The 13,151-nt window shown below is 48.5% G+C and carries 11 protein-coding genes and 1 pseudogene; 7 read left to right on the top strand and 5 right to left on the bottom strand.

The window, feature by feature from the left end:
• Nucleotides 1–161: 161 nt before the first annotated feature.
• The 6 genes from ACQ29O_RS17070 (at nucleotide 162) to ACQ29O_RS17045 (ending at nucleotide 6,387) form a co-directional block, all read left to right on the top strand.
• Nucleotides 162–1,400, top strand: coding sequence for an MFS transporter (locus ACQ29O_RS17070; RefSeq protein WP_077918276.1), 1,239 nt, complete (start codon nucleotides 162–164; stop codon nucleotides 1,398–1,400).
• A 131-nt stretch (nucleotides 1,401–1,531) separates the two neighbouring features.
• The gene (gene leuC, locus ACQ29O_RS17065) at nucleotides 1,532–2,953 is read left to right on the top strand and encodes a 3-isopropylmalate dehydratase large subunit (protein ID WP_001274864.1); all 1,422 of its coding nucleotides are present in this window, start codon (nucleotides 1,532–1,534) and stop codon (nucleotides 2,951–2,953) included.
• Between the two features lie 112 nt (nucleotides 2,954–3,065).
• Nucleotides 3,066–3,581 (top strand): 3-isopropylmalate dehydratase small subunit, encoded by a 516-nt coding sequence (leuD, locus tag ACQ29O_RS17060; protein ID WP_223557437.1) that lies wholly within the window; start codon nucleotides 3,066–3,068, stop codon nucleotides 3,579–3,581.
• 14 nt (nucleotides 3,582–3,595) lie between these two features.
• Nucleotides 3,596–4,474 carry a fumarylacetoacetate hydrolase family protein gene (locus ACQ29O_RS17055; RefSeq protein ID WP_000780208.1) on the top strand — a complete coding sequence of 293 codons (879 nt, stop codon included), beginning with the start codon at nucleotides 3,596–3,598 and terminating at the stop codon, nucleotides 4,472–4,474.
• Nucleotides 4,474–5,388 (top strand): alpha/beta fold hydrolase, encoded by a 915-nt coding sequence (locus ACQ29O_RS17050; RefSeq protein WP_000105593.1) that lies wholly within the window; start codon nucleotides 4,474–4,476, stop codon nucleotides 5,386–5,388. Before ACQ29O_RS17055 ends, ACQ29O_RS17050 begins: the two co-directional genes overlap by 1 nt.
• Nucleotides 5,389–5,421: 33 nt before the next feature.
• A complete protein-coding gene (locus ACQ29O_RS17045) occupies nucleotides 5,422–6,387 on the top strand; it encodes a LysR family transcriptional regulator (protein WP_020937113.1) in 966 nt (321 codons plus the stop codon).
• Here the strand turns inward: ACQ29O_RS17045 and ACQ29O_RS17040 are convergent.
• Nucleotides 6,332–6,604: a hypothetical protein gene (locus ACQ29O_RS17040; RefSeq protein ID WP_001575666.1), complete on the bottom strand. Its 273-nt coding sequence runs from the start codon at nucleotides 6,602–6,604 to the stop codon at nucleotides 6,332–6,334. The genes ACQ29O_RS17045 and ACQ29O_RS17040 overlap by 56 nt on opposite strands.
• Nucleotides 6,605–7,294: 690 nt before the next feature.
• On the opposite strand from ACQ29O_RS17040, the gene ACQ29O_RS17035 reads away from it, so the two are divergent.
• On the top strand, nucleotides 7,295–7,693 hold the full coding sequence (locus ACQ29O_RS17035) for an outer membrane protein (protein WP_000766837.1): 399 nt from the start codon (nucleotides 7,295–7,297) through the stop codon (nucleotides 7,691–7,693).
• A gap of 46 nt (nucleotides 7,694–7,739) precedes the next feature.
• Here the strand turns inward: ACQ29O_RS17035 and stbE are convergent, their stop codons facing one another.
• The 4 genes and pseudogenes from stbE to stbB all read right to left on the bottom strand — a co-directional run bounded on the left by stbE (nucleotide 7,740) and on the right by stbB (nucleotide 13,094).
• Nucleotides 7,740–8,498 (bottom strand): fimbrial biogenesis chaperone StbE, encoded by a 759-nt coding sequence (gene stbE, locus ACQ29O_RS17030; protein ID WP_001247031.1) that lies wholly within the window; start codon nucleotides 8,496–8,498, stop codon nucleotides 7,740–7,742.
• A complete protein-coding gene (stbD, locus tag ACQ29O_RS17025; protein WP_000899099.1) occupies nucleotides 8,464–9,789 on the bottom strand; it encodes a fimbrial usher protein StbD in 1,326 nt (441 codons plus the stop codon). The genes stbE and stbD overlap by 35 nt, the downstream gene beginning before the upstream one ends.
• A 4-nt stretch (nucleotides 9,790–9,793) precedes the next feature.
• Nucleotides 9,794–12,355 (bottom strand): annotated as a pseudogene (locus ACQ29O_RS17020) (fimbrial outer membrane usher protein).
• Nucleotides 12,339–13,094: a fimbrial biogenesis chaperone StbB gene (stbB, locus tag ACQ29O_RS17015; RefSeq protein WP_024143607.1), complete on the bottom strand. Its 756-nt coding sequence runs from the start codon at nucleotides 13,092–13,094 to the stop codon at nucleotides 12,339–12,341. The pseudogene ACQ29O_RS17020 and the gene stbB overlap by 17 nt, the downstream one beginning before the upstream one ends.
• Nucleotides 13,095–13,151: the final 57 nt, after the last annotated feature.

The following is a 13,151-nucleotide window of genomic DNA, read 5'->3' as shown; positions in this document are numbered from 1 at the left end:
TAGATGATCTACATTTCATAAAACACTTGATTCCATTTCGTCTCTATTAAGAAAAATAAAATGTGAACGCTGTCAATTCTGTAAACGTAAAAGATAAATATTGTATACACGGATGTTTGTTGGCAAACAGGCAGATGGCAATCAGGATCTTTTACGGAACATTGTGTATGAAAAATAATATTGAAGAGACAATAGGTAAGTACTTGCCTATTTTAATGATATTACCTCTGGCGGGTTTGGCAGAGTTAGCTTCTTTATATTCAATCCAGGCTTTATTACCAAAGTTAAGTGAGGTTTATAATATCCCATTGAATCAGGTAGGGATGATTTTGTCTGCTGAGGTGGGGTTTCTGGCATTAGCCATGTTATTTAGCGGCACGTTATCTGACCGTTTTGGGCGAAAGCCAATCATTTTTTATTCGTTGCTGGCAGGAGGTATTTTAACTCTATTGTGCGCAACTGCATCATCATGGCCGATGCTGGTGGTATACCGCGCTTTGCTCGGCATTGCAGTAAGTGGTATTACGGCGGCCGTTACAGTCTATATCAGTGAAGAAGTCTCTCCTGCTTTGGCAGGGATTGTTACTGGATATTTTATTTTTGGCAATTCGCTAGGGAGTATGTCTGGTCGTGTGTTTGCAACTTTGATGATGGAGCATGTATCTATAGATACGATTTTCTTTATCTTCGGTGGTGTTCTGATTGCTATGGCACTCGCGGTGAAGTTGTTTCTCCCGACATCCCGACAGTTTGTTCCTACACCTTCACTACAGCTTGGTGCAGTGTTGAAAGGCGGGTTGGAACATTTTAAGAATATCCGCGTATCATTATGTTTTGTCATTGGATTTATTCTTTTCGGCTCTTTTACGTCCATCTTTAATTTTCTGGCGTTTTACCTGCATCGACCGCCTTATGAGCTGAGCTACACCTGGATAGGTTTGATTCCAGTTAGCCTCTCATTAACTTTTTTTCTTGCGCCATATGCTGCCCGTGTCGCGTTGAATATTGGGTCGATGAATGCGCTCAGTATGCTGATCATCTGTATGATGGTCGGTGCATTTCTTACGCTAATCGCCCCTTCTCTGTGGGTTTTCATTTCAGGTATCGTTTTACTGTCAGTCGCATTTTTCTCTGCTCATTCCACCGTATTAGCCTGGGTCAGTTCACGGAGTCCAAACGCAAAAGGACAGGCGACATCGTTTTATCTGCTTTGCTACTACTCTGGCGGTGCAGTAATGGGGTATTTAAACGGGTATCTTTTCTCCTGGCAGGGATGGAATGCTATTGCGGCATCATGTCTGATGATGCTGGGGATAGGATTATTTATCTGCCGGTTTATTTTCGCAAAATATGAGAAACAACCGCAAATCAAAAAACAGTCAGTTCAGGAGAGTTTCTGATTATAGACACGAAGTGTGTTTTTATACTTTCCATAATGGAATCATCATTTTTTCATTAATGTGTCACTATAGCTAAAAGCTTAAATTGTGAATATTTGGCTACCCGGATATTCGTTGCTCTAGGAATATATATGTCTGCTAAAACGCTGTATGAAAAATTAGTTGAGTCACATACCATTCGTGAACTTGATAACGAAGGACATGTTTTACTTTATATTGATCGTTCAATACTGAATGAATATACCAGCCCGCAGGCATTTAGCGGGTTAAGAGAACGCGGCCGCACCGTTCGGCACCCCGACACGTTTTTATTGAATATTGACAATGTTAATCCCACGCGGTCGCAACGGGATGACTTAATGACCGATCCGGGAGGACAGCTACAGGTTGATTACTTTCGGGAAAATGCCGCTGACTTTGGCATCACATTATTTGATGTGCTGGATCCGCGTCAGGGGATTGAACACGTGGTTGCTCATGAACAAGGGCTAGTGATGCCTGGCATGGTGATCGCCGCCGGGGATAGTCACACGACAACCTACGGTGCATTTGGCGCGCTGGGCTTTGGTATCGGGACGTCGGAAATTGAACATCTGCTGGCCACGCAGACGCTGGTTTACCGCAAGCTCAAAACCATGCGCGTAAGTGTTCAGGGAGAGCTACCTTTCGCCTGTTCCGCAAAAGATATTGTTCTTGAATTGCTTGAACGTATTGGCGCTGATGGCGCGACCGGATATGCCATTGAATTTGTGGGTGAGGCCATCAGCGCGTTGAGCGTTGAAGGACGAATGACGCTCTGCAACATGGCGGTAGAAGCGGGGGCGCGTGGTGCCATTATTGCGCCGGATAAAAAGGTTTTTGACTATATCTACGGTAAACCGCAAATGCCTGTAGGTGAACTCTGGCAGCAGGCATTGCTGGAATGGTCACAGTTGAGCAGCGATGCTGATGCGGTATTTGATAAGACGGTGGCGATCAACTGCCATGATCTTGAGCCTAAAGTCACCTGGGGAATCAGTCCGGATCAAACAGGTTCCATCACCGGACGTGTTCCTTTCCCGGAACAGGAAACCAATCCGCTTAAGCGCCTGGCGCTTGAGAAGGCCCTTCATTACATGGGATTAACGGCTGGCATGTTGCTGAAAGATATTCGTATCTCTCACGCTTTTATTGGTTCATGCACAAATGGTCGCATTGAGGATTTGCGTGCCGTTGCGAAGGTGCTTGAAGGGCGCAAAATCGCCAGCCATGTTCGCGGGATCATTGTGCCTGGTTCAACAATGGTAAGACGCCAGGCGGAAGAAGAAGGACTGGCGAAAATCTTTATTGCTGCCGGTTTTGAATGGCGGCAGTCGGGTTGCTCAATGTGCCTTGCGATGAATGAAGATGTATTGTCGCCCGGCGATCGCTGTGCATCAGGTACGAATCGTAACTTCCCTGGACGACAGGGCGCTGGAGCAAGAACGCATTTGATGAGCCCGGCGATGGTTGCGGCGGCGGCGGTAGCGGGGCATCTGGTCGATGTTCGGTCATTACTTCAGGCAGGGGAATAAGATGGATACGTTTAAGCAAATCAGCGGGCGAATTGCGCCGATGCTGGAACCGAATATCGACACTGATGTGATTATGCCAAAACAGTTCCTGAAAGGGATCGATCGCTAGGGGCTGGATAAAGGGGTGTTTTTCGATCGTCGCTTTATGGCTGGCGGCCAACCAAATCCTGATTTTATTCTGAACATGCCGGGCTGGCAGAGCGCGACATTCCTGCTGGTTGGCCCCAATTTTGGCTGTGGATCGAGTCGTGAACACGCCGTATGGGGATTAAAACAACTGGGAATACGGGGGCTGATAGGTAGCACATTTGCAGGCATTTTCGATGATAACTGCCAACGCAACGGGATCCTCACGGTCTCATTAGATGAACCTGCTTTGGCGCGCCTGGCGCAGCTTGCCGCGAGTGCTGATACCAATTCTATCACTGTTTCACTCGATCGCTGCGAAATTACGACGGCAGAGGAAACGATCTCCTTTGTGATCAGTGAACTCAAACGGGCGATGCTGGCCGCAGGCGAAGATGCGATAGCCTGGACATTGCAATACTTGCCGGAGATTGAAAATTTTGAGGTTGCGCATTATTCACGGCGGCCGTGGTTAAAACGCCCTGCATCCCCGCGCGGTTAAGGAAGAAGACTGCAATGAAACTGGTTCAATATCTTGTGAACGGTGGCAAACGCTACGGCATTATGCAGGAAACCGGAATAATTGATCTCTCGCAGCGGCTTGGCGACAAATATCCCACTTTGAAATCTCTACTGTGCGCTAATGCGCTGACGGATGCGGCGTTATGGTGTGATGAGCCGGCGGATTATTACTACCAGGAAGTCACTTTTCTGCCGGTGATTGACGATCCGCAGAAGATCATCTGTGTCGGAATGAATTACGCCGATAAGCGTATTGAGTTTAATGAAACCAACCCGGCCCCAACCCTTTTTGTCCGTTTTGCGGATTCTCAGACCGGGCATAATGGCCTGCTGCTGAAGCCTGAAAATACCAATGAGTTCGACTACGAAGGTGAATTAGCCGTAGTGATTGGGCGGCCATGCTCCCGGGTCAGCGCTGAGGATGCTTTAGATTATGTCGCCGGATACAGCTGCTATATGGATGGTTCAGTGAGGGACTGGCAGCATAGCTGGTTTACGGCTGGAAAAAACTGGCCTTCGACAGGATCATTCGGTCCGTGTCTGGTGACCACAGACGACATTCCCGATCCCCAGATGCTACGTTTACTGACACGACTAAACGGGCGGGAGGTGCAGAACGAATCTACGGCAAATATGATCCATCCTATCGCTTCACTCATTGCTTATATAAGCACCTTTACTCTGCTTTCCCCTGGCGACACGATCCTCACAGGGTCGCCTGGTGGAGTGGGCAAAAAACGCGTTCCACCGCTGTTTTTACACGATGGTGATGTTATTGAAGTTGAGATTGAACATATTGGAACCCTGCGCAATGTCGTCCGGGATAGCCGTTATTTAACATCATCTGTTAGCTGGCATGACGGGAGAAAGTGATGAGTACACTGATTGAATGCGGCGCCTCTCCGTTTATTCCGGGGTTTGCGCTCAAGGATGTTCGTCTGGAAAATGGTCTGACGGTAAGAGTGGCTATCGGAGGCAGCGGTTCACCTTTGGTACTGCTACATGGGCATCCGCAGAATCATACAACATGGCGGAAAGTCGCACCGACATTGGCGCAAAATCATACAGTCATTTTGCCGGATTTGCGTGGCTATGGCGACAGCGATAAACCAACGAGCGATCCGGCGCACCGTACCTATTCAAAGCGCACCATGGCGCAGGATATCGTCATGTTAATGGATGCGCTCGGCTTTTCCCGTTTTGCCTTTGTAGGGCATGATCGTGGCGGACGCGTAGGACACAGGCTCGCGCTGGATTATCCGGATCGTGTGACCTGTTGTACTTTTATCGACATTGCTCCAACCGCGACGATGTACGCCTTGACCGATAAATCCTTTGCTACGCGTTACTTTTGGTGGTTTTTCCTGATTCAACCTTTCCCGTTACCCGAAACGATGATTGCGCACGATCCGGCATTTTTTCTGCGTAAGCATATTTCTGGCCAGCTAAAAATAGAGGGCGCGACCTCGCAGGAAGCATTCAATGAATACCTGCGCTGTTACCAGAACCCTGAGATGATCCACGCGATCTGTGAGGACTACCGGGCTGCTGCGACGATTGATTTGGACGATGATGCCGCAGATACGTCGGCGCGTATCCGGTGTCCGTTACAGTTGCTGTGGGGAGGGCTGGGAACGGTAGGGCAACTATATAATGTGGTTGGTACCTGGAAAGAAAAGGCGCTAAACGTTCAGGGGGAAGCATTGCCTTGCGGACACTCCCCGCAGGAAGAGTGTCCTGAGTACTTTATCCAGAAACTTCAGTCCTTTTTACATTCAGTGTTATAACTCGGTCATCCTTTGCAACTTCGCACTGATGCTATGAAAACGACACCTGTAGGAAAAAAACATCGCCAGCCCCTTGAGGGCTGGCCTTCTGTTGAAGATCTTTTCGTTTTTGTCACCGTTGCTCGCAACGGTGGATTTGCCCGGGCAGCGCTGGAGCTGGGGTTATCTCCCTCCTATATCAGCAAACGTATCGCTATCCTTGAAAAATGTCTCAACGCCCGGCTTTTTTTTCGAAATAACAGAGTGATGCGTCTCACACCGGAAGGCGAAAATGCGCTGGGTGGGGCTATGCAGGTCGTCAGTGAAATGGATGGTTTTGTCAGTCGTTTGGATAATCAACGTGGTGTGTTGGCTGGTAATATCACCATCAACTGCTCATTTGGTTTTGGGCATAAATATGTCGCAGAGGCGCTGTCGTCATTTATGATCGCCTATCCTGATATTACGGTAAAACTCACGCTAACGGATCGTGAAGTGGATCTGGTGGAAGAGGGGATCGATATTGAAATTCGCGTTGGGGATGATATCAACGAATTGTATATCGCACGGCAGTTAGCCACTAATCGACGGATCCTGTGTGCTTCCCCTGAATACCTCGAACGCCACGGCAAGCCAGAGTCTGTTAGTGCGCTTGTGCAGCACGATTGCCTAATGATTCAGGAAAAAAACTCGGCATTTGGCAATTGGATATTAACGGACGGTAAGCAGCAGACACATTGCCGACTAAACGGTTTTCATTCTTCCAACAGCGGCAGTGTGGTGCTTATTTGGGCCTTGAAAGGCCATGGCATTACATTGCGGTCGGAATGGGATGTTGCGCAGTATATTGAACGAGGTGAGCTGGTTCGCGTGTTGCCTCAGTGGTATCAGGAAGCGAATATCTGGGCTGTATATACCCGGCGTTCATCAAGTTCTGATCGTATCAAAATCTGCATCGATTTCCTCACGGAGCATCTTGCACAATGCTTGCCAGGCGGTAAAGAACCGGGCGTACTGTGATCAGTCGGCGCCAACTGTCGTGGCGCCAGATGCTCTGACTTACGTTTACTGTTAGGTGTTCTTTTTGCCAGCACCCAGTAGCTTTTAGGGCGTTGCGTTGGTGGCGCGGTTTTGTTTCCGCTATCGTGGCAAAGTTATCTTTTATCCCACCACGAGGCCCAACCTCCACATAGATACCTCCATTATTACCGGATTTCTCACTTGGTTTTAACGTCATATTTTATCTCCTGATTTTTGGGTGACGATTATCGGAGGTTGAGAATTCTATTGGTATCGGCTGGATGGCATTGTAAGTATCACACACTCACTCCATAACAATCAGATTGATTGAGCTACTACTTTAGCGCAATAGATATGTGTTCATCTTAAGCGTATTATCGCAGGTTGGTAATTAAAATTCTTTAAAAAACAATACCATCCATCAATTCAATATGCTGATTTTTCGAGGTTTTCTCAAATTTAGTTATGCTTATGTAATGCTACCTAACTGACTAACAGTAATGCTCTTTTCACACAAAAGCCTTAACAGAGGAAACGCAATATTACGTGACTTAATGCCTCTGCTCATTCTCATTAGTTATACCAATGTAATGTTTTCTCACAGCAAAAGAGAAGTAGCTACCTGTGCAGCATTATAGGCGGAAAATCCATTGGGGGTATTACCAAAGATGAAATAGAAAATTAATATTATTAATTAAATGAATATGAAATAGGTATTGTTCCTGTTATCGTTACAACCTTTTCTGTCATAACAATCTTCTCATTTTCTTTCTCGCATACTTGCTGAGCATGGTATAAATGTCTATGAGGACGTCAGCTCGGAAAGCATTCGTTCTGCATGGTATGCCTTTCGCTATTCTCAGGGGCGTGAAATGAAAGTTTTCTTTGATGGAGTCTATATAACTATATGAAATTGATAATAATCCTCCTTCTCGCGCTATTCCCGTTATGTTCATCTGCCAGCAATCATTATGCCCTTGTTTTTGAAAATAACACGATACTGCTTGTTTTAAATCTTAAATGTTCTCCCTGTGATTTAAACTGCGCAAATATTCAATACCAGATTTTCAATAAAGAGACGGAGTCTGTTATTTCAGGGGTTGCTAAGCCTGTGACAACGGGCATCGAAAATAATTTTCGTGGTTATATGATGCGTAATAATAATACGTTCTACACATTAATTGAATCAGATAATGAAAACGTATGGGATATGTCTGTTGAGGAGAAGGGAACTCAACAGAACAAAGATGCCGTGCAAAAAGTAAAATATCAGCTTAATGCTATTTTTGACAATGGTACATGCTGAGTCTGGCTTGCCTCAGGGATACGATCGTATCCCTGAATATTTCCCATCAAAACTCAGGAATAAAATCACTCTTACTAATATATTTTTCCAGTATGGCGGTATATTGTCGCCAGTTCCCGGAATCATTGATTACTGCATAATTTATCGATGCTCCCGGCGTTGGCGAGCGTGTTAGCGGCACATCAAGTGCTGTTTTCGGCGCAACCATGATATCGCCGATACTTTTCTTGTTATCCATCGTTAACGTTAAACTCATATACCACGAGGTGGGGTTAACTATCCGTATAGTATTTTCTTTAGCAATAAAGCGTAATTTTTTCTCCTCCGCTTCCGTGGGCGCTTTTAATCCGGTCGGGCGAATTAAAATTTTTAGCCGCAAACGAAGCGGTAATACCAGTTTTCGCGGGTGGTTTTTAATGTCCTGGGTGACTGGCGGTATCTGATAAATGTTTAGCCAGAAGAGACTCTCCCGGTCCGTTGCCAGCTGCTGGCGGGAACTCAGGAGCAGGCGAAGCGTTCTCAGTTCTCCTGGCTGCATTTTAAATACCGGCGGCAGCGCCACCAGCGGCGTTTTGCTATTATCCGGAGAGGCGTCAATGTTTCCGGCGTCGGTCCATACCTGTAACAGCATCGGCGTTGTATTATCGTTGGATAATGTCAACGATTGAGCGACATCATCTGAAGCAAAAATAATTCGGGTTCTGTCAATATTAACGGCAGCTTGTGCCGGGCCATACCATCCCGTCAACCCAAGTAGCGTTAATATGACTTTACTGAAAACTAACCACTGCCTGTAATTGCGCATTCACGCTTCCTACCGTTACTGTTTGTCCGCCGATCGCCTCAAGCGAGGCAGTAAAATCACCGCTATAGGTTTCTACTGAACCGGATGATACCCGTGTGGTTAAATCTTTATAGCCATACCAGCCTCGGGCGTTGCCAGTGCCTGTCTTGATCCGATCGGGTAACAGGTTAATCGGCGTACCGGCATCGTTATAGATGCGGATACCCACTCCGGAAGCTACGCCAGGTTCGCCATAATGGGTGTCCAGTAGCCACGACAGACCGCCTGCGGATGTGGTTAGCCCCAGGCGACGCGCCGCCGCCACGGCGGTGGGTTGATTAACGACAAACCCCATTGCGACATTAGCGGCGCTGGTGGACGGGAGGGCACTGGACACGGCACCGGACTCACATTCCAGGCTGACGTGGAAAGGCGCCTGACTATTGCCTCCGGCGGCTAATATGCCGACGGCGACAGGGGGAATTTTCACGATCGCAGGATAATCTGTGATTTTACATAACGCGCCGCGAACATAGGTGACGCTATTATATGTACTCCATGCCCCGGGCCAATAGCTGGGCCAGCCATAATAATCGCTGGCATGATCCAGTCCCGCTTTGATCCGCTCGGTAATCAAGCCTGGGCCTTTAAACGCGATATAACCCCGAGGCTGCGTCCAGGTATCTCGGTCCATTGGATTCTGGTAGGCAAAATATTTTCTTGAGTCAATTTTAAACATCTCATATAACACGTTGCTAAACGCGCTGGCAGGAATATAAATATATTTGTCATCCTGAAACCAACTGTCTGCGGTAAGTTGGCGTTCTTTCCAGAAGCGGCTGTAATATTCGCCGGTACTGAGGTTTGTCATACGGACAGCAACATTACGCTCCACATCATAATAAGCGCCTTCTACTTCGGGAGTAAAAAATGCCCCCGCAAAAGCGCTATCGCCATTTGTCGAATACATCTCATAGAGCTTCCCGGCATCGGCGGAATCGCAGCGGTAAAGTACCTGTTTACTGGAATAGGGCGTGCCGGTGGCGGCCGTCAGGAAGTTACCGATCCCACTGGCCAATAGTGTGCCGGAGGGTTGAAAAGTTTCACTATTACTGACGCTAATCACCGTTGGCAAACCGATATTACCGGTATTCGTGTCAGTTGCGCCGATCCAGTTTTGCGCCGTGTAGCCCGCTTTTATCGCCGCGTCAGAGAGCGCGCTCTTATCGGTGACTTTGATACATGACGACCATGTTCCGGCGCTGACGAACAGGCTGGTGATAAACAATAGCGTTCGGAAACTAAAAAGCATTGTGCTATTCCTTCTCGCAGATTTTGTTCAGATAGAGAAACGGTTCTTTGGTGTGAAGATCGAGTTGGTAGGCAACCCGGCAACGCTGGTTTGCCCCTGTTCCCCAGCGCACCAGTAGAGAACCCGACGGATGGGCGATACGGGCATAAATCTGCCCACTCTGGCCGACCATGCCGATGTTTGTGCCTTCACCGTTGAAAACATCAGCGCCCATTGGCGGTATGCCGCCATCCGGCATCTTCACGGAGATCAGCACTGCTTTGCCGCTGATAGTGGCGAAATTGACACGCGCGATGGCGCCGGCATAGGGCACAATCTGCTGACTTCCTCCCGTCAGTTAGGCATCGCTGCGCATCTTACGGGTATCGAGCGTAACGTTATTGACGCGGTAAGGAGATAACGAAGGCAGAATGGCGTAACCAAAGCGATCAACCACAGCGCCCTGGCCATTTTGTACGATCGCGCCCTGCGCGCCATCGGCATGAATAAGCGCAAAGGTATCGCTGGTATAGGGGCCAGCCGTCAGACCGCCAGGGTGAAGAACCAGGGTGCCGGACGCGCCCAGCCCTTCCTGACGATAGTTATCACCCTGGTCATAGTTGGCGCGAAGTGCGCCAAACCGGGTGTTCTGTTGTAGATTACCGCCAAACGTCGTTGGCGCGCTGCTATCGCTATTACTATTGCGATAACGCTCGTAGCCGCCATAAACCGACCATGACAGGTCGCTGTTTTCACCGCTACTGCCGGTCATGGATACGGTTGAGGAACGGCTTTGACTGGACTGGTTATAATTCATGGCGACAGACGTTCTGTTTTCGCCCCAATCCAGCGGTATAGAGACATTAAACGACATTGTGGTTTCGGTATATTTTTGTCGGCTACTCACGTCCAGTGGTTCGTTGACGCCGTGATAAAAGCGATCGTAATCCCAGGTGGTGCGCTGTCGTGCGATATTCACCCCGTAGCTTATATTCCGCCACTGGTTGCTATACCCCATTTGTAGCTGTGTTATACGCGATTGGTTATTGTAGTAGTCTGCGGTGCTGGCGCTGAGGTTAAGCGTGCCAAGCCGTCCTAACGGCTGGCTTACCGTCGCGGACAGGCGATTGCGCTGATGCAGCGTGTCGGAGTAGTAATCAATCCCCGTTTTTGCTTCCCGGCGTACGCCGAGCACGTCCTGAAGATCGCGAAAGCCGTTGGTTGAATAACGATAAGCCGCCAGTACCAGGTTAGTGCCGATGGTAAACGTTTTGCTGTAACTGAGTTCCGCGCGCCAGCCTTGCTGGCGATCGTTATGCTCTGCGCGCGCGTTCGACCAGGTGGCGTTAAGGCCGAACGCGCCCATACCGGTGGCCCAGACGCCGCCCGCCAGCCATGCCTGGTAACGCTGCGCAATTCGTGAACCGAGGTTGAGGGTAATGGTGTTATTAACGCCGTGCTGGAACGTTCCCTCAAAGAAACGATTTTCAATATCGTAGTACTGACGAACCCTGCCGAAGGCCAGCGAATAGTGCCAGTTACCGGGACGTACCGAATCCGGCACGGAAGAATAAGGCACGGTGAAACGTGAGGTTTTACCGCTGGCCTCGATAACCTCTACCTCCAGATCGCCTTGATAACGGGTGTTGTACAGATCGTCAATATAAAATGGGCCCGGCGGAACGTTGGTTTCATAAATCACTTTCCCCAGTTGTTTTACTACCACGTGCGCGCTACTGGCCGCTACGCCCCGAACTTCCGGCGCATAACCGCGTTTGCCCTGCGGGCGCATCCGCTCGTCGGTGACAAGTTTAGCTCCGTTAAAAGACAGACTGCCGAATAAGCTGGAGTCCGTATAGCTATCGCCCAGCGACAGAATACTGTTAATAGACGCGACAGGTCTTTGCACCCAGGTTCGAACGCTATTATAGCGCCAGGCGCTTCCGCTCTGGTTGCTATTGGCATAGCGCAGATTACTTTGATGACGGACCTGCCAAAGTCCGAGGTTAACGCCCATGTTTAAACTGCTCCATAAGTATTGGTAGCGATAATGGCTGTCGGTATTTTCGGTGTGGGTCCAGTTTGTGTTATGGCGTAAAAACAGCGCCAGCGCGCCGCTATCCCACTCTGAAGGGGAGATATAACCGCGCGGTTTGTGCGTAAGTTCGGTCATTGGAATCGTTAGCAACAGGCGAAGCGTGGCGCTATCAAATTGCCAACCGGCATGAGGCACCCACTCCCTGAGCGGGCGACACTCGGTCGCAGCGTCGGTCGCGGGGAGTGATTTTATCTGTGCTGCTTTCATCACCGATAAGGGCAGGCAGGGTTCAGTCTGTTGACCCTCTTTTACAGCATTAAATCGAATATTAGTGCTCGAGGTTACCAGCGTGCCATTAACGTAAACGTCGGCAAGATAGTCTCCGGAAGGCGTTTGCTGTTCATTAAAACGGGCAATATTTTGTCCGTAAGTGGCCCCCTGAAGTAGCGCAGGATCAAAATAATACTCTTCACCCTGCGCGGAGCCTGAGCAAACTATGGCGATCAATAGCGCAAGGCTTTTGCGGTTCCAATTAATGGTGGGGGACATCGTAGCTCTCGCTTATCCTTGCGCCCAGGTCGTTAACCAAAGTAACGGTGACTGTACCGGAGAAGGATTTGAGTGACCGTTTGCCAGGCAGCCACCAGGTTTGACTGGAGAAAGGGGCAATCATGTCAGCATCCAGGTTATACGAAGCGCCGTTCACTTTTACATTCAGGTTACTTAAAGAGGCAAACCAGGGCTGCGGATTAACAATACCGCTTTTTCCGGAACCCTTATTTACCGTTTTAATCTGTAATTTTTTCGCCAGATTATCAGGTTTACCTAGCCCGTCAGGACGATAGAAAAGTTTTATTCTTGAGCGCAGCATCACCAACATTTTATTTTGCCCACTGTCGCTGCCAATATTCGTTGGTGGTACCTGTAATACGTTAAACCAGAATACTGACTCACGATCCTGCGGCAATTTTTTCGTGTTGTTATAAATTACGCGTACCACCTGGCCTGCTTTGGGTTGAATACGAAATACCGGCGGCGTGGCAATGAACGGCATCGAGCTGCTATTTTCCGGGCTGGTATTCATATCGCCATCGTCAAACCAGGTTTGTACGATATAAGGTATTGCATCATTATTTTTTAACTGCACATCTACGGAGGAGGCTGTTGATGGGTAAATTATTCGGCTACCCAAAATAGTAACGCTCGCCCACGATGCTGTGGCGGGTAGGGCCAGCAATAGAAAAACTATTAAGTAATATAATGCGGAATGTCGGGTATCCATTTTCATCTCAACAACTCCCTGGCGATTGAAAATGGTCTGGCGTTTCAACGCCAGACCGTAGCG

Origin of the sequence: Salmonella sp. GDC200615, assembly GCF_050574145.1 — a bacterium.
Lineage (GTDB): Bacteria > Pseudomonadota > Gammaproteobacteria > Enterobacterales > Enterobacteriaceae > Salmonella > Salmonella enterica.
This window is presented reverse-complemented; position numbering and strand designations above follow the sequence as displayed.

What these genes read in the sequence shown, in the direction of transcription:
- leuC (WP_001274864.1), top strand. Translation starts at nt 1,532, where the DNA reads ATGTCTGCTAAAACGCTGTATGAAAAATTAGTTGAGTCACATACCATT.
- stbE (WP_001247031.1), bottom strand. Translation starts at nt 8,498, where the DNA reads ATGCGCAATTACAGGCAGTGGTTAGTTTTCAGTAAAGTCATATTAACG.
- ACQ29O_RS17050 (WP_000105593.1), top strand. Translation starts at nt 4,474, where the DNA reads ATGAGTACACTGATTGAATGCGGCGCCTCTCCGTTTATTCCGGGGTTT.
- stbD (WP_000899099.1), bottom strand. Translation starts at nt 9,789, where the DNA reads ATGCTTTTTAGTTTCCGAACGCTATTGTTTATCACCAGCCTGTTCGTC.
- ACQ29O_RS17035 (WP_000766837.1), top strand. Translation starts at nt 7,295, where the DNA reads ATGAAATTGATAATAATCCTCCTTCTCGCGCTATTCCCGTTATGTTCA.
- ACQ29O_RS17055 (WP_000780208.1), top strand. Translation starts at nt 3,596, where the DNA reads ATGAAACTGGTTCAATATCTTGTGAACGGTGGCAAACGCTACGGCATT.
- stbB (WP_024143607.1), bottom strand. Translation starts at nt 13,094, where the DNA reads ATGAAAATGGATACCCGACATTCCGCATTATATTACTTAATAGTTTTT.
- ACQ29O_RS17045 (WP_020937113.1), top strand. Translation starts at nt 5,422, where the DNA reads ATGAAAACGACACCTGTAGGAAAAAAACATCGCCAGCCCCTTGAGGGC.
- ACQ29O_RS17040 (WP_001575666.1), bottom strand. Translation starts at nt 6,604, where the DNA reads ATGACGTTAAAACCAAGTGAGAAATCCGGTAATAATGGAGGTATCTAT.